Origin of the sequence: Consotaella salsifontis (assembly GCF_900167365.1) — a bacterium.
GTDB classification, from domain to species: Bacteria; Pseudomonadota; Alphaproteobacteria; order Rhizobiales; family Rhizobiaceae; genus Consotaella; species Consotaella salsifontis.
This window is the reverse complement of record NZ_FUXL01000011.1, coordinates 56,282-74,532: the sequence shown is the minus strand read 5'-3', so window position 1 is coordinate 74,532 and position 18,251 is coordinate 56,282. Positions and strand designations below refer to the sequence as shown.

The following is an 18,251-nucleotide window of genomic DNA, read 5'->3' as shown; positions in this document are numbered from 1 at the left end:
GCCCTATAAGCCGGGAATGGGTTCCGAGCGCCATTTTGCCCCCGACCAGACGAACGGCACGGCGCTGCGCCGCGGCTGGACGACGGGCGCTTGCGCCACCGCCGCGACAAGGGCGGCGCTCACGGCGCTCCTTTCCGGCGAGTTTCCCGATCCGGTGTCGATCCTTCTGCCCAAGGGGGAGACACCCTCCTTCACGCTCAATCGTCACGCGCTGGACGATGGACGCGCCATGGCGGCCATCATCAAGGATGCGGGCGACGATCCCGACGTCACGCACCTCGCCGAAATCGTCGTGACCGTCTCGTTTGCCGAAGCGGGCGCCGGCATCGTGTTTCGCGCTGGAGCGGGCGTCGGAACGGTGACGCGGCCCGGATTGCCGCTGGAGCCGGGCGAGCCGGCCATCAACCCGGTGCCGCGCCGCATGATGCGGGAGGTCGTCGAGGAACTCAGCGCGGCCCACGGCCGGCCGTCGGATTTCATCATCGAAATCGGCGTGACTGAGGGCGAGGAGATCGCGCGCCACACCTGGAACCCGCGCCTCGGCATCGTCGGCGGGCTCTCCATTCTGGGCACGACGGGGATCGTTCATCCCTTCTCCTGTTCGGCCTGGATTGCTTCGATCCATCGCGGCATCGACGTGGCCTCGGCGGCCGGGCTTCGCCATGTGGTCGGCGCCACCGGCTCCACTAGCGAGGGCACGGCGCGCGCACTCTATCCCGCCCTTCCCGAGATCGCCTATCTCGACATGGGCGATTTTGCCGGCGCTGTCCTCAAATATCTGCGGCGGCATCCGGTGGAAAAGCTGACGCTGGCGGGAGGCTTCGCCAAGCTGACGAAGCTGGCGCAGGGCGCGATGGACCTTCATTCCGGCCGCAGCCAGGTGGATTTCGCCTTTCTTGCCGGGCTGATCCGAAACATCGATGAGGAGGCCGGCACCCTGCTCGGTGAAAGGGTGCTCGCCGCCAACACGGCGCTGGAGGTGCTGACGCTCGCGAGAAGCCATGGGCTCGACCTCGCCTCGGCCGTCGCCCGCGCCGCCCAGGCCGTCGCCCGCGACAAGCTCGCGCCGGTGCCCATCGAGGTCGAGGTGGTCGTGACGGACCGTGGGGGAGATCTCCTTGCCCGCGTCTGAGACCATCCTCGTTCTCGGGGGAACTGCCGAGGCGAACGCGCTCGTCCCTCTGATCTTCAAGAATCGGCCAGGCGCGCGGCTGATCCTGTCGCTCGCCGGACGCACGAAGATGCCGACGCTTTCGGCCGTCGAAACGCGCATCGGCGGCTTCGGCGGCGCGGAGGGCCTCTCGGTGTATCTCGAGACCGAGCACGTGACGCGCCTCATCGACGCGACCCACCCCTTCGCCGCCACCATTTCGGCGAACGCCGCGCTTGCTGCTAACGAGGCACGCGTGCCCCACATCGCCCTCGTCCGTCCGCCGTGGGAGCCGATGGACGGCGACCGATGGCGATCGGTCGCCAGCGTCGAGGAGGCGCGCGACAGCATTCCCACCGGCGAGACCGTTTTCCTCGCCCTCGGCAGCCAGCACATCGCACCTTTCGCCGAGCGGCCAGACCTGAAGCTCGTGCTGCGCATGGTGGAGGCACCCAGAGCGCCCTTCGGCTGCGACGCGAAAATCATCCTCGGGCGTCCCTCCCCCCGCGAGGAGGACGAGGCGGAAGTCCTGCGGAGTCTCGGGGTGGAGCGCCTCGTCTGCCGCAACTCCGGCGGACGCATCTCATATGCGAAAGTCGCCGCCGCCCGCTCACTCGGCGTTCCCGTCATCATAATCGAACGGCCGGCGCCGCCACCCGCGCCGCTCGCCACCTCGGTCGCGGAGGTGCTGGCTTGGCTGGAGGGCGGCGTCTGAGCGGCCTTCGCGTCAGCCGCGCCGCTTGGGCCGAAGCACATGGACGTGGCTGGCATCGTAGAGCTTGGAATCGATGAACTCGGTCGCGCCCAATCCCCGGCCGACGAAGATCAGCGCCGTGCGCGTCAGCTTCGCCTCCCGCGCCTTTTCGTAAAGCGTCGACAGGGTGGCGTGGATCAGCGCCTGATCCGGCCAGCCGATGCGATAGGCAATGACGGCGGGGCAATCCGGGCCATAGGCAGGAAGAGGCGAGAGCTCCCGCTCGATATGGCGGATGTTGCGCACCGAAAGGTGGATCGCCAGCGTCGCGCCGCTTCTGCCGAGCGTCGACAGTTCCTCTCCCTCCGGCATCGCCGAGGATTGCATGGCCGTGCGCGTCAGGATCACCGTCTGGCAGACCTCCGGCACGGTGAGTTCCTTGGCCATCGCGGCAGCGGCGGCGGCAAAGGCCGGCACGCCGGGCGTGACGTCATAGGGAATGGCGAGCACATCGAGCCGGCGCATCTGCTCGGCGATCGCGCCATAGATGGACGGATCGCCCGAATGGACGCGGGCAACATCCACGCCCTTTGCATGAGCCGCCTCCATCTCGGCGATGATCTCGTCGAGGTGAAGAGGCGCGGTATCGATCACGCGCGCGCCTTGCGGCGCTTCCGCCACCACGGCCTCCGGCACCAGCGAGCCGGCATAGAGGCAGATGGGGCAGGATTGGATGATCCTCAGCCCGCGCACGGTGATGAGGTCGGGCGCGCCCGGCCCCGCGCCGATGAAATGAACCGTCATGCGCTCTTCCCCGTCATCCCGCTTCCCACCTTGCCGGCATAGCCGCGCGGCGTATAGGCCCAGCGGCGTCCATCGCCCGTCGTGACAACCCGCGTCTCAGACGAGCCGACGACAACCACCGTCAGCATGTCGACATCGTCCACGTTCAGCGCTTCGAGCGGCACGATGCGCACACGCTCGCCCTCGCGACCGAGATTGGTGGCGAGGATCACCGGCGTCTCCGGCGGGCGATGGGCGAGGAGCACATCCCGCGCGAAGGCGAGCTGACCGCGCCGACGCCGGGAGACGGGGTTGTAGAAGGCGATGACGAAATCCGCTTCGGCCGCCGCGCGCACGCGGCGCTCAATGTCGGGCCATGGCGTGAGGAGGTCGGAGAGCGAAATGGTGCAGAAGTCGTGGCCGAGCGGCGCGCCGGCCCGCGCCGCCGCCGCCTGAAGCGCGGAGATGCCCGGCGAGACGGCGATCTCGATGCGCCGCGCGGCATCCGACACGCCGCCCTTGTCGATCAGCTCGAAGACCAGCGTCGCCATCGCATAGATGCCGGCATCGCCCGAACAGACGAGGGCGACCTCGCGGCCCTCCCCGGCGAGTTCCATGGCGTGGCGCACCCGCGCCTCTTCCGCGCCGAGGTCGAAATCATGGCGCGTCTTGCCGTCTGCCAGCGGCCCCAGAAGATCGAGATAAAGCCGGTATCCGACGAGGTCGCTTGCCCTCTCCAGCATGCGGCTCACCTCCGGCGAGCGCCATGCCTCGCTGCCGGGCCCAATGCCGACTACAAAAAGGTGGCCCCGCGCCCGGCCGATTTCAGCGGCGATGGGCGAAGGCGCTTCGGCGAGCGCGGCGGTGACGCGCTTTGCCTTTCGCTTGGGAGCCACCAGCCGCCCGTCAGGCCCGGCGGCGGCAAGCGCGGCGCCCTCCGCGACGCCATGGCAGCCCGTCTCGGCAAAAACGATGTCGGAAGGGTTGGCGAGGCGATCACGCTCCACCTCCAGCCTCGCCGCGTCGAAAAAGCGGGCCGGCACGCCAAAATGATTGGCGACGGCATGGACGGCCGCCTCATCCGCCTTGAGGTCGAGCGAGAAGACGCCGGCGAGCGAGAGCGGGCTGCGGCCCGCCTCGGCGAGAACCTCCGTTGCCAGTGTCACCGCCTCCTCGGCCGGTGCGCCCCGCTCGGCGCCGATGCCGAGCGCCAGCGTCGCGGGGCGGTAGAGAAGCTCGCCCTCGTGCGGCGGACGCGCCTCGGCGGTGATGGCCAGACGCACCGCGCCGTCCTCAGAGATCGGAAGCGCCGAAGCGGCGAGCCAGGGAGCCTCTCCCTCGACGCGCGCGCTCGCCCCGGCGACGAGCGCCGCCATTGCGCCCTTGGCGTCTTCAGGGTTCTCCAGGCGATAACCGGTGGGCGGCGCATCGAGCGCGACGCCGAAGCGCAAATCGCCCGCCGTCGTCACCGCTGCGAAGGCGCCGAGCGCCGCCGCGATCTGCCGCGCCAGCTCATTCGCCCCGTGGTGGCCACCGAGCAGCGGCACGACCGCAGAGCCATCTTCGGCCACGGCAAGAACGGGCGGCTCCACGTGCTTGTCGGCAAGCATCGGCGCGAGGATTCGGATGACGGCCCCCGATGCCATGAGGGCGACGATGGGGCGTCTCTCGGCGAAGAGAGACCTTAGATGCGGCCCGACCGCCTCGAAGGCGCGGTCGGGCGAGGCGACACGCGCGGCGAGGCCATGGACCGCACCGCCGGTCGCTTCGGCGATGCGGCGGGCGAGCGGCATGGCCTGATCGGTAAGGATGACGATGGCGGGCTTCATCGCTTGAGTTCCCGTCGCCCGAGGATCAGCGAGAAATAAGGTGCCGGTTCTTGCGCCTCTGCGAGCGGCGCGACCTTTTCCTCGGCCAGCGTCACGCGCTCGAGATAGACGCAGCCGGACGCCAGCCCGAGGTGGTTCAGCAGCGCGCGCACCCTCGGCAGATGGCGGCCGACCTTCATGAAGGCGAAGGCGGTCGCGTGCTCCAGCAGCGCCGCGATCTCCTCGTCGGAAAGCGTCGCCGAAATGACGGTCAGCGTTTCGCCGCGCAAGGCAAGGGGCATCCGGGCAGCGGCGGCGCCCGCCATGACGGAGGAAATTCCCGGCACGATCTCGACCGGAAAGCGGTCGCGCAGACGCTCCAGCACATACATGAAGGTGCCGTAGAACAGCGGATCGCCCTCGCAGAGAAAGGCGACGTTCTCGCCGCTGTCCAGTACGGCCGCGATCCTCTCGGCGGCCTCTTCATAGATTCCTTGCGCCGGTGCGGGATCGACCCGCATCGGGATGACGACGGCAATCTCGCGCTTGCCTGTCAGGCGGGGAGCGACGATGGCCCGAGCAAAGCTCTCCCCCCTGTCGGGCGCAGGGTAAGCCACCACCGGGACCGACGAAAGAAGCCGCGCCGCCTTCAACGTCAAAAGCTCGGGATCGCCCGGCCCGAGGCCGAGGCCGTAAAGCGTGCCGCTCACGCGTCCGCCTCCTTCGTCAGAAACCAATGGGTGACGGGCATCGCGGGCTTCCAGCCGCGATAGGGACCGACCGGCGCCGCGTACGCCACCGATACTCGCGAAAGCTCGCCGCCGAGCCGCGCGTGAAGGGCAAGCAGCAGCGCCTCCGATTCCAAGGTCACGGCATGAGCGACGAGCCGGCCGCCACAGGGGAGCACCGCCAGGGCTGCGTCAACGGTTTCGTTCGTCAGGCCGCCGCCGATGAAAACAGCGTCCGGCCGAGGAAGGCCCGCGAGCACCGCCGGCGCCTCGCCGTCGATGATCGTGATGCCACGCGCGAGCAGGCGGCGCGCGTTGTCGGCGATCATCGACCGCCTTTCCGGCCGCGGCTCCAGGGCGAAGGCGCGGGCACCGGGCGCTCCCCGCACCCATTCCACCGAGATCGAGCCGCATCCGGCGCCGATGTCCCACAGCGTCTCGCCCGCCGCCGGCCGGAGCGCGGCGAGAGCGACGGCCCGAAGGACGCGCTTGGTCATCTTGCCGTCGTGGACGAAGGCGTCGTCCGGCAGCCCCGCGCCGCGCGCGAACCATCGAGCGCCCGACGACAGCGCGCAGTCGATCGCGACGACGTTGAGGTCCGCGATATCGCCGAGAGAAAAATCGTCCGCGTGCGCCGAGCGCACCCGCTCCTTCGCGCCGCCGAGATGCTCGAGCACCACCAGACGGCTTGCGGAAAAGCCGCGCTCGGCCAAGTGCCGCGCCAGCATGGCGGGCGTCGCGCCATTTTCCGAAAGGACCAGCAGCCTCGCGCCGGGAGCGAGCGCGCTATCCACCGCATCGAGCGGCCTGCCATGAACCGTCAGCGTCGAGACATCCTGAAGCGCCCAGCCGAGCCGCGCCGCCGCCAGGGAAAACGCGGAAGGGGCCGGGATCACCCGTATCTCCTCGATCGGGAAATGCCGGGCGAGGGTCGCGCCTACGCCGAACCACATGGGATCGCCGCTCGCGAGCACGACGACCGGCCGGCCGCGCCGAGCCTCGATCTCCGGCACCGTGGCGGCAAGCGGTGAGCCCCAGGCGATGCGCTCGCCCCGGATATCGGCCCCGAGCATCGCCAGATGCCGCGCCCCGCCAACGATCGCTTCGGCGTGCGCCAAGCACCGCCGGGCCTCGGGCGTCAGCGTTTCCAGCCCGCCGTCGCCGATGCCGATAATCGTCAGCCACGCCGTCATGCGCCCGCGCCCTTTGCCATCAGGGAGAGCGCGTTGACGGCCGCGGCGGCGAGCGCGCTGCCGCCACGGCGCCCGAAGAGCGTGACGAAGGGAACGCCGAAGGAATGGCCCGCGAGCGCCGCCTTCGATTCCGCCGCGCCGACGAAGCCCACGGGAAAGCCGAGGATGAGCGCCGGGCGCGGCGCGCCGTCCCTCAGGCGCTCCAGAAGATGGAAGAGCGCCGTCGGCGCATTGCCAATGGCGATCACGGCGCCGGCCAGATCGTCTCCCCAAAGCTCGACCTGCGCGGCCGACCGCGTCGTGCGCAATGCCGTCGCTCGCTCGGCGACGCCTGCGTCATTGAGCCGGCAGATGACGTCGTTTCCCGCCGGCAGATGCCGCCGGATGATGCCGTGTGCCACCATTTCCGCGTCGCAGAAGATGGCCGCCCCGGCGCGGAGGGCCGCGATGCCTCTCTCGACAGCCCCGGCGGAGACGGCGAGATCGGCGGTAATGTCGGTCATCCCGCAGGCATGGATGAGACGAATGGCCAGCGGCCGCGCCTCTTCAGGCACGCGAGCAAGATCGGCTTCCGCCTCGATGATGCGGAAGCTCGCCTCGTAGATCGCGGCCGGGTCGCGCTCATACTCCATCAAGGGAGGCGACCCACCGTCGTGCGCGGCCGGGATCATCGCTTCGTCAACGAGCGCGGCCCCAGCGGATGGTCGGCATGGGGATAGGGATGGTGATGGTGGTCATGACCATGATCATGGTGGTGATCGTGGTCATGCCCCTCGCCATGATCGTGGTGATGATGATCGTGATCATCGTCGTGATGATGATGGTGGTGCGTGTGCCCGTCATCGCTGTGATGATGATGGTGGGCCTCGCCGGTGCCGATGCCTTCCACATGGTGGTGGTGGCTCTCCTGCGGCAGCCCGACCTCCGCCTCGAAACCGAGAACCTGCTCGCGATACTTGCACATCTGGCAATTCATCACGTTGGCGCCGGCCAGGATTTCCTCGAGGCGCTCCGCGAAGGTGTCGATGACCAGCGGATGGTCGTTGAGATAGCCGGCCTTGAGGAAGGTGATGTCGGGATGCTCGGCGGCGACGCGGTCGGTGTGCTCATAGACGCGCCGAACCAGGATGCCGGTGAACAGGAAATAGGGGAAGACGACGACGCGCTTGTAGCCGAGCCGCGCCACATGCTCGAGCCCCGGCTTGACCAGCGGAAAGGTGACGCCTGAATAGACGGTCTCGGCCCAGGCGAAGCCGAGCCCTTCCCAGAGCATCCGCGTGACCTTGGCGACGTTGGAATTCGCGTCCGGGTCGGAGGAGCCGCGCCCCACGACCACGAGCAGGCTGTCGTGAAGCGGCTCGCCGTCCCGCCATCCGGCAGTCCGAAGACACTCGCGGATGCGCTCGCCCGCCGCGCGGATCATCTTGAGGTCGACGCCGAGCTCGCGCCCGTAGCGGATCGACACACCGTTTTGCGCGGCATAGGTGTTGAGGACGGAGGGAATGTCGTTCTTGGCGTGGCCGGCGGCAAAGAGCATGCCCGGCAGGGCAAGAATATCCCTCGCCCCCTTCTCGCGCAGCTTGTCCAGCCCGTTGCGGATCACCGGCTGGGCGAATTCCAGATAGCCGTATTCCACCGCCCAATCAGGCAGGCGATCCCGCAACCGTTCCGCCAGGACCGCAAACTCCCTCACGGCCGCCTCGTCGCGGCTGCCGTGACCGCAGAGCATCAGCGCCTTCATTCCCATCTCCAACTCGCAATGCGGAAAGCCTGAAGTGGCAAAATGGGCCGCCCCAGCCTTCTCGCGTTCAAATCACGCCGGAGAGATGTGGGCCGCTCTTGAGCGGGCAATCCGTCCGACAGCACCGTCTTGGTCCCCTGATTGGGTCGACCGCACCGGAATCATTTTCAGCCCGTCCAGCAGGCACCGTCACGACACTCGACCCATGCCGGATGGCATAAGGAGTCGGAATCCCAACATGACCCGGATAGAACAGCCCCTCCACCGGTGCAAGCCTGATAGGCTTTGCAGGTAACGGGGGAATGCCGCACTATGGCAGCGAAAGGAGACATTCGATGGTCCTTCTGGAATTCGCCATGTACCCCATCAGCAAGGGGGAGAGCCTCAGCGCCTATGTCGCCCGCACCCTCGACATCATCGACAAGAGCGGCGTCACCTACCGCCTGACGCCAATGGGCACGATCCTCGAGGGGGAGTGGAACGAAGTGATGGCCGTCGTCACCGAGTGCTTCGAGGCGATGCGCGCGGAGTGCCCACGCGTCGAGGTGGCGCTGAAGGTGGACTATCGGGAGGGCACGGAAAGCCGGCTCGAAAGCAAGATCACCTCGGTGGAGCATCTCCTCGGCCGCAAGATGAAGACGGTCTGACGCCGGCTCTTGCGCCGTCCGCCGGAACGTGCGTCCTAGGGCCGATCATGAACCACCCTTCCGACTCCCCCGAACGCTCCCTCCGATCCGTCGCTTTGGACGTCGTTCCCGCCGATGGCGCGCCCGCGCGCCCGGCGAAGACCGGACCGCTCGCGACCCTGCCGGTCTTTCTCGACCTTGCGGGACGCGAGGCGCTCGTTGCCGGGGGAACCGCCGCGGCGGCATGGAAGGCGGAGCTGCTGGCAGCGGCGGGGGCTCATGTTCTCCTCCTGGCGCCACTTTTCGAACTTGGGGAGGAAGCGCGCGAGCTGCTGACCTGCGGGCCGGCCGCCGGGCGCATCGACTACGCCGACGAGCGCTGGAGCGCGGAGCGCTTCGCGGGCATGGCGATTGCCGTGTGCGACGCCGATTCGGAGGACGAGGCGGAAGCCTTCGCCGCCGAATCGCGGCGCCACGGCGTGCCGGTCAACGTCATCGGCCGCCCACGCTGGTGTGATTTCCGCTTTGGATCGATCGTCAACCGCTCGCCGGTGGTGATCGGCATCTCCACCGATGGCGCGGCCCCGATTCTCGGCCAGGCGATCCGCCGCCGGATCGAGACGCTGCTGCCGCCTGCCCTCGCCGGCTGGGCGCGCCTTGCGGCAAAGCTGCGTCCCGACGTTCTCAAGAATCTCGCCCATGGCGGACGCCGCGCCGCCTTCTGGGACCGCTTCGCCGACCGCACCTTCAGCGCGCACACGCCGGACGCGGGCGATGAAACAGACGCCCGACGACTCCTCGACGCCCTCTCCCGCTCACCCGCCGCCGGCGGCAGCGTCACACTGGTCGGCGCTGGCCCCGGCGAAGCCGAGCTGTTGACCCTGAAGGCGGTGCGCGCCCTCCAGGCGGCCGACGTCATCCTCTTCGACGATCTCGTCTCGGACGATGTTCTGGAGTTGGCGCGCCGCGAGGCACGGCGGCTGTTGGTCGGCAAGCGGGCGGAACGTGAGAGCCACCGCCAGGAAGACATCAACGCCCTGATGATCCAGCTGGCGCAGGCGGGCCGCCATGTCGTGCGGCTGAAATCCGGCGACGTTTCGGTATTCGGCAGGGCGGGCGAGGAAATCGCCGCGCTGGAAGCGGCGGGAATCGAGGTGCGGATCGTGCCGGGAATCACGGCTGCCTCGGCGCTGGCCGCCGGCTTCGGCATATCCCTGACTCACCGTGATTGCGCGCGGGAGTTGCGCTTCGTCACCGGCCACTCGAGGAAAGGCCGCCTGCCGGAAGACCTCGATTGGCGGGCGCTCGCGGACCCTTGTGCCACGACGATCTACTACATGGGCGGGCGGGTCGCGGGGCAGATCGCCGAGCAACTGATCCGCCACGGCCTGCCGCCCGAAACGCCGGTCGCAGTCGCGGCCAACGTCTCCCGGCCGGACGAGACCCGCGCCGCCGGCCGGCTCGACACACTTGCCGATGTCGTCGCCTCGGTCGGCCTCGACCGTCCCATTCTGATCGGCATCGGCCGCGTCTTTGAGCAGGCGGCAAGGCGGGCGTCGTCGTCCGATTCCTCGCCTTCCGATCGCATGAAGGCCGACGCTTCCATCCAATGAGCCGCCGCATCATGGCGGCAAGGCCCCTATAGCGGCTGTGATTGACACGCCCTCCCGCGTGCTTATGCTTCGGCCCCGGATGGTCCCGGCCGGTTTCCGGTTCGGGTGAAAAGGGAATGCGAAGGGCGCGTTGCGCCTTGATCGCAGCCGACCCCGCGACTGTAGAGCGGCGAGGCTTCCCCCACTGTCATTCCACGGCGGACCCATTCCGGGCGCCGAAGACGACAGGAAACGCCACTGAGGCCGAAAGGCTTCGGGAAGGCAGGGGGATGACCGACGACCCGCGAGCCAGGAGACCTGCCATCCGATCATGGCCGCGAGGCCGTCACGGAGGTTGATGATGAACTGGATTCTGGGATTGCGCCCGCGCCCGCCCGGCGCGCGCCACCGTCTTTCGACACGGCCGCATCGCCCGCGTACCTGAGACGGTTCGATGAACGGAAAAGCGGAGCCTGCCGGAGCCGTTCTGGTTCTCGGCGGCGCGCGTTCGGGCAAGAGCGCCTTCGCCGAACGGCGGATCGAGGAGATCGGCCGGCCGGCACGCTATGTCGCGACGGCCGAGATATGGGACGAGGAGATGCGCGAGCGCATCGCGCGTCACCGCGCGCGGCGGGGCCCTCTCTGGTCGACAGTCGAGGCGCCGCTCGACCTTGTCGGCGCGCTTGAGGAAGCTCCCGCCGACATGGCGATCCTCGTCGACTGTCTGACGCTCTGGCTGACGAACCTCATGCTGGCTGAGCGCGACATCGGGGCCGAGAGCCGCCGCCTGACCGAGTGGCTGTCGCGTCCGCGCGAAGCCCGCGTTTTTCTCGTCGCCAACGAGGTCGGCCTCGGCATCGTGCCGGACAACGCCCTCGCCCGAGCCTTTCGCGACCACGCCGGACGGCTCAACCAAGCCGTCGCGGCCATCGCAACGGAAGTCCATTTTCTCGCGGCAGGCCTGCCGCTTCGCCTGAAGGGTTGAACATGCTGGGACAGAAGATCCCCACCACCGTCGTCACCGGATTTCTCGGCGCCGGCAAGACGACGCTGATCCGCCATATGCTCGGCGAGGCGAAGGGGCGCAGGATCGCCCTTATCATCAACGAATTCGGCGATCTCGGCGTCGATGGAGGCATCCTGAAGGGCTGCGGCCTGGAGGCCTGCACCGAGGACGACGTCATCGAGCTGACCAATGGCTGCATCTGCTGCACGGTCGCCGATGATTTCATCCCCACGATGACGAAGCTTCTCGCCCGCGAGGAGCGGCCGGACCATATCGTCATCGAGACGTCGGGCCTTGCCTTGCCCCAGCCGCTGGTCGCCGCCTTCAACTGGCCGGAGATCAAGGCCGAGGTGACGGTCGACGGTGTCGTGACGGTGATCGACGCGGCGGCGGTGGCCGAAGGCCGCTTTGCCGACGACGAGGAGAAAATCGCCGCCGAGCGCGCCGCCGACGCCTCCATCGACCATGACAATCCGCTGGAAGAGCTGTTCGAGGACCAGATCCGCGCCGCCGATCTCATCGTCCTCAACAAAGCTGATCTCATCGACGGCACGACGCTGGAGCGCGTGACGGAGGAAGTGGCGCAGGCGAGCCTGCCGGCGGTGAAGGTGGTGGCGGCGCGCGGCGGCGTTCTGCCCATCGACGTGCTCCTCGGCCTGAACTCGGCGACGGAAGACCTGATCGCGGACCGCAAGTCGCATCACGAGATGGAGCACGAGGGCGAAGGGCACGCGCACGACCACGACGAGTTCGAGAGCTTCGTCGTTTCCGGCGGGCCTCTCGCCGACCCGGACGGGCTGAAAAATGCGCTGAAGGCGGTCATCGAGCGGCACGATATTCTGCGCCTCAAGGGGTTCGCCGAGGTGCCGGGCAAGGCGATGCGCCTTGTCATTCAGGCCGTCGGCCAGCGCATCGAGACCTATTTCGACCGACCCTTCACACCCGGTGAGGCGCGGGGCACACGCCTCGTCGTCATCGGTCTCCATGACGGGCTCGACGAGACGGCCATCGAGAAGGAGCTTCTCGCCGTCATCGCCGGCAACGCCGAAGGGTAGGAGCGGCGGTGCATCTCCTCCTGGCGCAAAAGGGCTCCATCGCGGACGGGCGCGAGGCGGTCGATCTCGGCCAGTCGCCCGCCCCACTCATCGTGCTTTCGGCGGCCGACACGGAAATCGCGTCGCTCGCGGCGGCGCGGCGGCGGCTTGGCAATGCGGCGCCCGAGATGCGGCTTGCGAACCTTCTGCGCCTGTCCCACCCCATGTCGGTCGACACCTATGTCGAGCGCACCCTGCGCCGCGCGCGCCTCGTCGTGGTCCGGCTTCTCGGCGGACGGGCCTATTGGCCCTACGGCCTCGACGCGCTCCATGGCGCCGCGCGGCAGGCGGGCGCGCACTTTCTCGCCCTGCCAGGAGACGACAGGCCCGATCCGGGGCTCGATCCGTTCTCGACGCTCCCGCCGGAGCAGCGCGACCGGCTCTGGCGCTATCTCATCGAGGGCGGCACCGACAACGCCGAGAACTTTCTCCTTGCCGCCCGCGCGATCATGGAGGGTGGCGACTGGCCGGCGGAGCCGCGCCCGCTCCTGAAGGCGGGGCGGCTCGATCGCCCCGGCAGCGCCCCCGAAGGGCGAGGGCGCCCTCTCGCCGCCATCGTCTTTTATCGCGCGCTGGTCCAGAGCGGGCAGACGGAGCCGGTCGAGGCGCTGGCGAAGGCTCTCGAAGCCGAGGGAGTGGATGCGCTCCCGGTTTTCGTTTCCTCGCTGAAGGACCCGGTTTCCATCGAAACCGTGCGTCATCTCTTCGCCTCCCGCTCGCCCGACGTGGTGATCAACCTCACCGGCTTCGCTGTTTCCTCTCCCGGTTCGGAGCGCCGGCCGACTGTCCTTGAGGAAGGCGGCGCGCTCGTGCTCCAGGCGGTGCTTTCGAGCGGCGCGCAGGAGCAATGGGAAGCGGCGAGCCAGGGCCTCTCGGGCCGTGATCTCGCCATGAGCGTCGCCCTGCCCGAGGTTGACGGGCGCGTGCTGTCGCGCGCCATCGCCTTCAAGAACGCCGGCGAATGGGACGAGGATTGCCAGACCGATATCGTCGCCCATCGCAGCGTCCCGGACCGCGTGGCCTTCGCAGCCAAGCTCGCGGCGCGCTGGGCGCGCCTGCGGCGCAAGGAGAACCGCGACAAGCGCATCGCCGTCCTTCTCGCCAACTATCCCAACCGCGACGGGCGGATCGGCAATGGCGTCGGGCTCGACACGCCGGCCGGCACCATCGAGGTGCTGAAGGCGATGGCGGCGGCGGGCTATGACGTTCGAGAGATACCCGAGACTGGCAATGCGCTGATCGAGCATCTCCAGGCGGGCACCACCAATCAGGGGACGGGTCGCCGCGAGGTGCGCGAGACGTTTTCGCTTGCCGCCTATCGCGCCTTCTTCGACGCTCTGCCGGGGGAAGTGCGACAGGCCATCACCGAGCGCTGGGGAGAGCCCGAAGCCGATCCGTTCTTCCTTGCCGACCGGAGTGCCTTCGCCCTGCCGCTCTCGCGCTTCGGCAGCGTCCTCGTCGGCATCCAGCCGGCGCGCGGCTACAACATCGACCCGAAAGACAGCTATCATTCGCCGGACCTCGTGACGCCGCACAACTATCTCGCGGCCTATGCCTTCCTGCGCAGCAACTTCGATGCCGACGCCATCGTCCACATGGGCAAGCACGGAAATCTCGAATGGCTTCCCGGCAAGGCGCTGGCGCTCTCCTCCGCCTGCTACCCGGAGGCGATTCTCGGCCCGATCCCGAATCTCTATCCGTTCATCGTCAACGATCCCGGCGAGGGCACCCAGGCGAAGCGACGCACCAGCGCCGTCATCATCGACCATCTGACCCCGCCCCTCACCCGCGCCGAGAGCTACGGCCCGCTGAAGGATCTCGAGGCGCTGGTGGACGAGTATTACGAGGCACTCGGCACCGATCCGCGCCGCCTGACGCTTCTCAAGGACCAGATCCTCGACCTCGTGCGCGACATCGGGCTCGACCATGACGCTGGCATCGTCAAGGAGGACGAGGAGGAGACGGCGCTTCAAAAGCTCGACGCCTATCTCTGCGAACTCAAGGAGATGCAGATCCGCGACGGGCTGCACATTTTCGGCCGCGCCCCCGAGGGCAGGCTGCTCGCGGACCTCGTCACCGCCCTCGCCCGCCTGCCGCGTGGAAGCGAGGCGGGGAACGGCTCGCTGCACCGGGCGATCGCGAGCGATCTGGGGCTTTCCTTCGACCCGCTCGACTGCGACATGGCGGCGCCGTGGGGCGGCGCTCGTCCCCACGTTCTCCACAGTCTTTCCACAGCCCCTTGGCGCACCCATGGCGACACGGTGGAACGCATCGAGCTGCTGGCCACGAGCCTCGTCAGCGGCGAGACGAAAGCGGATATCCACTGGTCATCCACAGCTGCGGTGCTGGAGGAGATCGAGACGAGGCTGAAGCCCGCCGTCACCGGCTCCGGTCCGGCCGAGATTGAGGGCCTTCTGACCGGTCTTTCCGGTCGTTTCGTGCCGCCGGGTCCGTCCGGCGCGCCTACGCGCGGGCGCCCGGACGTGCTGCCGACGGGGCGAAACTTCTATTCGGTCGACACCCGCGCCGTGCCGACGCCCGCCGCCTTCACCCTTGGCAAGAAGTCGGCCGAACTCCTCGTACGCCGTCATCTTCAGGACCATGGCGAATGGCCGACCTCCATCGGCCTGACCGTCTGGGGCACCTCCAACATGCGCACAGGCGGCGACGACATCGCGCAGGCCCTGGCGCTGATCGGCGTCAAACCGACCTGGGATTCCGCCTCGCGCCGCGTCACCGGCTTCGAGATCGTGCCCCTCGCGGCGCTTGGCCGGCCGCGCGTCGACGTGACGCTGCGCGTCTCCGGCTTCTTCCGCGACGCCTTTCCCGACCAGGTCGCCCTCTTCGATCGCGCCGCCCGCGCCGTCGGCGCCCTGGAGGAGGACGCGGCGGACAACCCCATCGCGGTCCGGATGCGGGCGGAGGCGAAGGAGCTTCAGGCCAAGGGCGCCAGCGAGGCGGAGGCCGAAAGGCGCGCCGGCTTCCGTGTCTTCGGCTCAAAGCCCGGGGCCTACGGCGCTGGACTTCAGGCACTGATCGACGAGAAAGGCTGGGAGAGCACCGCCGATCTCGCCGAGGCCTATCTCGTCTGGGGCTCCTACGCCTATGGCGCCGAGGCCGAGGGAGAAGCCGACCGCGAGACGTTCGAGACCCGGATCGGCGGCATCGAGGCCGTCGTCCAGAACCAGGACAACCGCGAGCACGACCTCCTCGATTCCGACGACTACTACCAGTTCGAGGGAGGGATGACGGCGGCCGTCGCCCACGTCTCCGGCACGCAGCCAAAAATCTACCACAACGACCATTCGCGGCCCGAGCGCCCCGTGGTGCGAACGCTGGAGGAAGAGATCGGCCGCGTGGTTCGGGCGCGCGTGGTCAATCCGAAATGGATCGCCGGCGTCATGCGCCACGGCTACAAGGGCGCCTTCGAAATGACCGCAACGGTGGACTATATGTTCGCCTTCGCCGCGACGACGGGCGCCGTCTCCGATCATCATTTCGAGGCTGTCTATCGGGCTTATCTGCTTGACGACGGCGTTCGCGACTTCCTCATGGAGAACAATCCGGCGGCGTTCGAGGAAATGCGTGATCGTCTGGCCGAAGCAATTGAACGCGGGCTCTGGTCGCCGCGTTCGAACTCCGTCCTGGCGGAGCTCAAGGGCCGCGACTGGCGCGCCGTGCCCCGCCCCAACCGACACGAAGACAAGGCGCTGGGCGCCAAGGAGGAACGATGAGCGAGGGAAAGCCGCCTCTTACCGAAGACGAACTCAACGCCCGCCACGCCGAGAAGATGGCGAAGAAGAAGCAGGCCCGCGACAAGATCCTCGCCACCAAGACCATCGAGAAGGGCCTTCTCATCGTCCATACCGGCAAGGGCAAGGGCAAATCGACGGCCGCTTTCGGGCTCGTCTTCCGCGCGCTCGGCAACGGCATGAAGGTCGCCATCGTCCAGTTCGTCAAGGGCAAGTGGGAGACGGGTGAGCGAAAGGCGCTGGAGCGCTTTTCGGACGAGGTGACGATCTCGGCGATGGGCGACGGCTTCACCTGGGAAACGCAGGACCGCCAGCGCGACATCGCCGCCGCCAAGGCAGCCTGGGAGCGCGCCAAGGCGCTGATCATGGACGAGACCCATGACATGGTGGTCCTCGACGAACTCAACATCGTGCTGCGCTACGACTATCTCGATATCGCAGAGGTGCTGGAGGCGCTCGCGAAGAAGCCGGAGATGAAGCACGTCGTCATCACCGGGCGCAACGCCAAGGACGAGTTGATCGAGGCCGCAGACCTCGTCACCGAGATGACGATGATCAAGCATCCCTTCCGCTCCGGCGTGAAGGCGCAAAAGGGCATCGAGTGGTAAGAACGCCCGCCCTCATGCTCCAGGGCACAGGCTCGGACGTCGGCAAGAGCATTCTTGCCGCCGGCCTCTGCCGCCTGTTCACCCGGCGCGGGCTAAGGGTGCGCCCGTTCAAGCCGCAGAACATGTCGAACAACGCAGCGGTGGCGGCCATCCCCGGCTCTGAGGAAATAGGCGAGATCGGCCGCGCCCAGTGGCTGCAGGCGCTCGCCTGCGGCGTGGCGCCGACCGTGGACATGAACCCCGTGCTGCTCAAGCCGCAGTCGGAAACCGGCAGCCAAGTGGTTCTTCGCGGCCGCGTCGCCGGCACCGCCAAGGGACGGGACTATCAGCGCCTCAAGGAGACATTTCTGCCCGCTGTTCTCGAGAGCTTCGGGCGTCTCGCAAGCGAGGCGGATCTCGTCATCGTCGAGGGCGCCGGCTCGCCGGCCGAGATCAACCTTCGCGCCGGCGACATCGCCAATATGGGCTTCGCGCGCGCCGCCGATGTGCCGGTTATCCTCGTCGGGGATATCGATCGTGGCGGGGTCATAGCCTCGCTCGTCGGCACCCATGCCATCCTGCCCGAGGAGGACCGGGAAATGGTGGCGGGCTTCCTCATCAACAAGTTTCGCGGCGACGTTTCACTGTTCGAGGATGGCCTTGCCGCCATCACGCGCTTCACCGGCTGGCGCTCCTTCGGCGTCGTTCCGCACATTCCTGCCGTCGCGCGTCTGCCGGCCGAGGATTCCGTCGCGCTGGATCGCCCCGCCGCGCGCCAGGGCAAGGCGCTCGTCGTCGCGGTGCCGAGGCTGCCGCGCCTCGCCAATTTCGACGATCTCGATCCCCTCGTCGCAGAGCCTGAGGTCGAAGTCGTCTTCGTGCCGCCCGGAGAGCGACTACCGCGAGAGGCGGGGCTCGTGGTTATCCCCGGCTCGAAGTCGACCATCGCCGATCTTCTGTTCCTGCGCGCCCAGGGTTGGGACGTGGATATCCACGCCCATGTCGCGCGCGGCGGCCATGTCGTCGGCCTGTGCGGCGGCTACCAGATGCTGGGGCGCATTGTTCGCGATCCGGTCGGCATCGAGGGGGACGTGCCGGAGGCCCAGGGGCTGGGGCTTCTCGACGTCGAGACAGTGATGGAGGGCGAGAAGACCGTTCGGGCGAGCCGCGCGTTCAGCGCTGAGGGCCACCCGCTCACCGGCTACGAAATCCATATGGGCCGCACGGACGGCCCTGGCCGCGCCCGTCCCTTCGCCTTCATGGATGGTCGGCCCGAGGGAGCCGTCAGCGCGGACGGGCGCGTCATCGGCACGTACCTCCACGGCCTCTTCGCGGCCGATGGCTGGCGTCGGCGCTTCCTCGCGCGCCTTGGCGTTGAAGCTGGCGCCGGTTCGTTCGAGGAAGGCGTAGAGGCGGCTCTCGATGAGCTCGCGGAAGAGCTGGAGCGCCATATCGATATCGAGGCGCTCGTTAAGATCGCAGAGTCCCGATAAAGCC

15 protein-coding genes and 1 riboswitch are annotated in these 18,251 nt (G+C 68.2%); of the genes, 9 read left to right on the top strand and 6 right to left on the bottom strand.

Annotated elements, in window-relative coordinates:
• Positions 1-16 precede the first annotated feature (16 nt).
• Both B5D38_RS15440 and B5D38_RS15435 read left to right on the top strand, forming a co-directional pair.
• Positions 17-1,132, top strand: a complete 1,116-nt coding sequence (locus B5D38_RS15440; protein WP_078709333.1) for a cobalt-precorrin-5B (C(1))-methyltransferase — start codon at positions 17-19, stop codon at positions 1,130-1,132.
• On the top strand, positions 1,119-1,865 hold the full coding sequence (locus B5D38_RS15435) for a cobalt-precorrin-6A reductase (protein WP_078709395.1): 747 nt from the start codon (positions 1,119-1,121) through the stop codon (positions 1,863-1,865). Before B5D38_RS15440 ends, B5D38_RS15435 begins: the two co-directional genes overlap by 14 nt.
• Before the next feature lie 12 nt (positions 1,866-1,877).
• Here the strand turns inward: B5D38_RS15435 and cobM are convergent, their stop codons facing one another.
• From cobM to B5D38_RS15405, 6 genes are read right to left on the bottom strand one after another with little or no spacing between them, the layout of a single operon-like run.
• Positions 1,878-2,648, bottom strand: coding sequence for a precorrin-4 C(11)-methyltransferase (gene cobM, locus B5D38_RS15430; RefSeq protein WP_078709332.1), 771 nt, complete (start codon positions 2,646-2,648; stop codon positions 1,878-1,880).
• On the bottom strand, positions 2,645-4,456 hold the full coding sequence (gene cobJ / locus B5D38_RS15425) for a precorrin-3B C(17)-methyltransferase (RefSeq protein ID WP_078709331.1): 1,812 nt from the start codon (positions 4,454-4,456) through the stop codon (positions 2,645-2,647). The genes cobM and cobJ overlap by 4 nt, the downstream gene beginning before the upstream one ends.
• Complete coding sequence (gene cobI / locus B5D38_RS15420; protein ID WP_078709330.1) at positions 4,453-5,145, bottom strand: precorrin-2 C(20)-methyltransferase; 693 nt, start codon at positions 5,143-5,145, stop codon at positions 4,453-4,455. Before cobI ends, cobJ begins: the two co-directional genes overlap by 4 nt.
• The gene (gene cbiE / locus B5D38_RS15415; protein WP_078709329.1) at positions 5,142-6,356 is read right to left on the bottom strand and encodes a precorrin-6y C5,15-methyltransferase (decarboxylating) subunit CbiE; all 1,215 of its coding nucleotides are present in this window, start codon (positions 6,354-6,356) and stop codon (positions 5,142-5,144) included. Before cbiE ends, cobI begins: the two co-directional genes overlap by 4 nt.
• Positions 6,353-7,027, bottom strand: a complete 675-nt coding sequence (locus tag B5D38_RS15410; protein WP_078709328.1) for a precorrin-8X methylmutase — start codon at positions 7,025-7,027, stop codon at positions 6,353-6,355. The genes cbiE and B5D38_RS15410 overlap by 4 nt, the downstream gene beginning before the upstream one ends.
• Positions 7,024-8,097 carry a sirohydrochlorin chelatase gene (locus B5D38_RS15405; protein ID WP_078709327.1) on the bottom strand — a complete coding sequence of 358 codons (1,074 nt, stop codon included), beginning with the start codon at positions 8,095-8,097 and terminating at the stop codon, positions 7,024-7,026. The genes B5D38_RS15410 and B5D38_RS15405 overlap by 4 nt, the downstream gene beginning before the upstream one ends.
• Positions 8,098-8,432: 335 nt before the next feature.
• Between B5D38_RS15405 and B5D38_RS15400 the strand changes: the two genes are divergently transcribed.
• The 7 genes from B5D38_RS15400 (at position 8,433) to B5D38_RS15370 (ending at position 18,247) form a co-directional block, all read left to right on the top strand.
• The gene (locus B5D38_RS15400; RefSeq protein WP_078709326.1) at positions 8,433-8,744 is read left to right on the top strand and encodes an MTH1187 family thiamine-binding protein; all 312 of its coding nucleotides are present in this window, start codon (positions 8,433-8,435) and stop codon (positions 8,742-8,744) included.
• Positions 8,745-8,791: 47 nt separating this feature from the next.
• Positions 8,792-10,336 carry a siroheme synthase CysG gene (gene cysG / locus B5D38_RS15395; protein WP_078709325.1) on the top strand — a complete coding sequence of 515 codons (1,545 nt, stop codon included), beginning with the start codon at positions 8,792-8,794 and terminating at the stop codon, positions 10,334-10,336.
• A gap of 63 nt (positions 10,337-10,399) precedes the next feature.
• Positions 10,400-10,655, top strand: a riboswitch (cobalamin riboswitch).
• Between the two features lie 114 nt (positions 10,656-10,769).
• A complete protein-coding gene (gene cobU, locus B5D38_RS15390) occupies positions 10,770-11,300 on the top strand; it encodes a bifunctional adenosylcobinamide kinase/adenosylcobinamide-phosphate guanylyltransferase (RefSeq protein WP_078709324.1) in 531 nt (176 codons plus the stop codon).
• A gap of 2 nt (positions 11,301-11,302) precedes the next feature.
• Positions 11,303-12,376 carry a cobalamin biosynthesis protein CobW gene (gene cobW / locus B5D38_RS15385; protein ID WP_078709323.1) on the top strand — a complete coding sequence of 358 codons (1,074 nt, stop codon included), beginning with the start codon at positions 11,303-11,305 and terminating at the stop codon, positions 12,374-12,376.
• 8 nt (positions 12,377-12,384) lie between these two features.
• Complete coding sequence (gene cobN, locus B5D38_RS15380; protein WP_078709322.1) at positions 12,385-16,149, top strand: cobaltochelatase subunit CobN; 3,765 nt, start codon at positions 12,385-12,387, stop codon at positions 16,147-16,149.
• Complete coding sequence (cobO, locus tag B5D38_RS15375; RefSeq protein ID WP_078709321.1) at positions 16,146-16,775, top strand: cob(I)yrinic acid a,c-diamide adenosyltransferase; 630 nt, start codon at positions 16,146-16,148, stop codon at positions 16,773-16,775. The genes cobN and cobO overlap by 4 nt, the downstream gene beginning before the upstream one ends.
• Before the next feature lie 14 nt (positions 16,776-16,789).
• Positions 16,790-18,247 (top strand): cobyric acid synthase, encoded by a 1,458-nt coding sequence (locus tag B5D38_RS15370; protein ID WP_078709320.1) that lies wholly within the window; start codon positions 16,790-16,792, stop codon positions 18,245-18,247.
• The last annotated feature ends 4 nt before the right edge of the window (positions 18,248-18,251 follow it).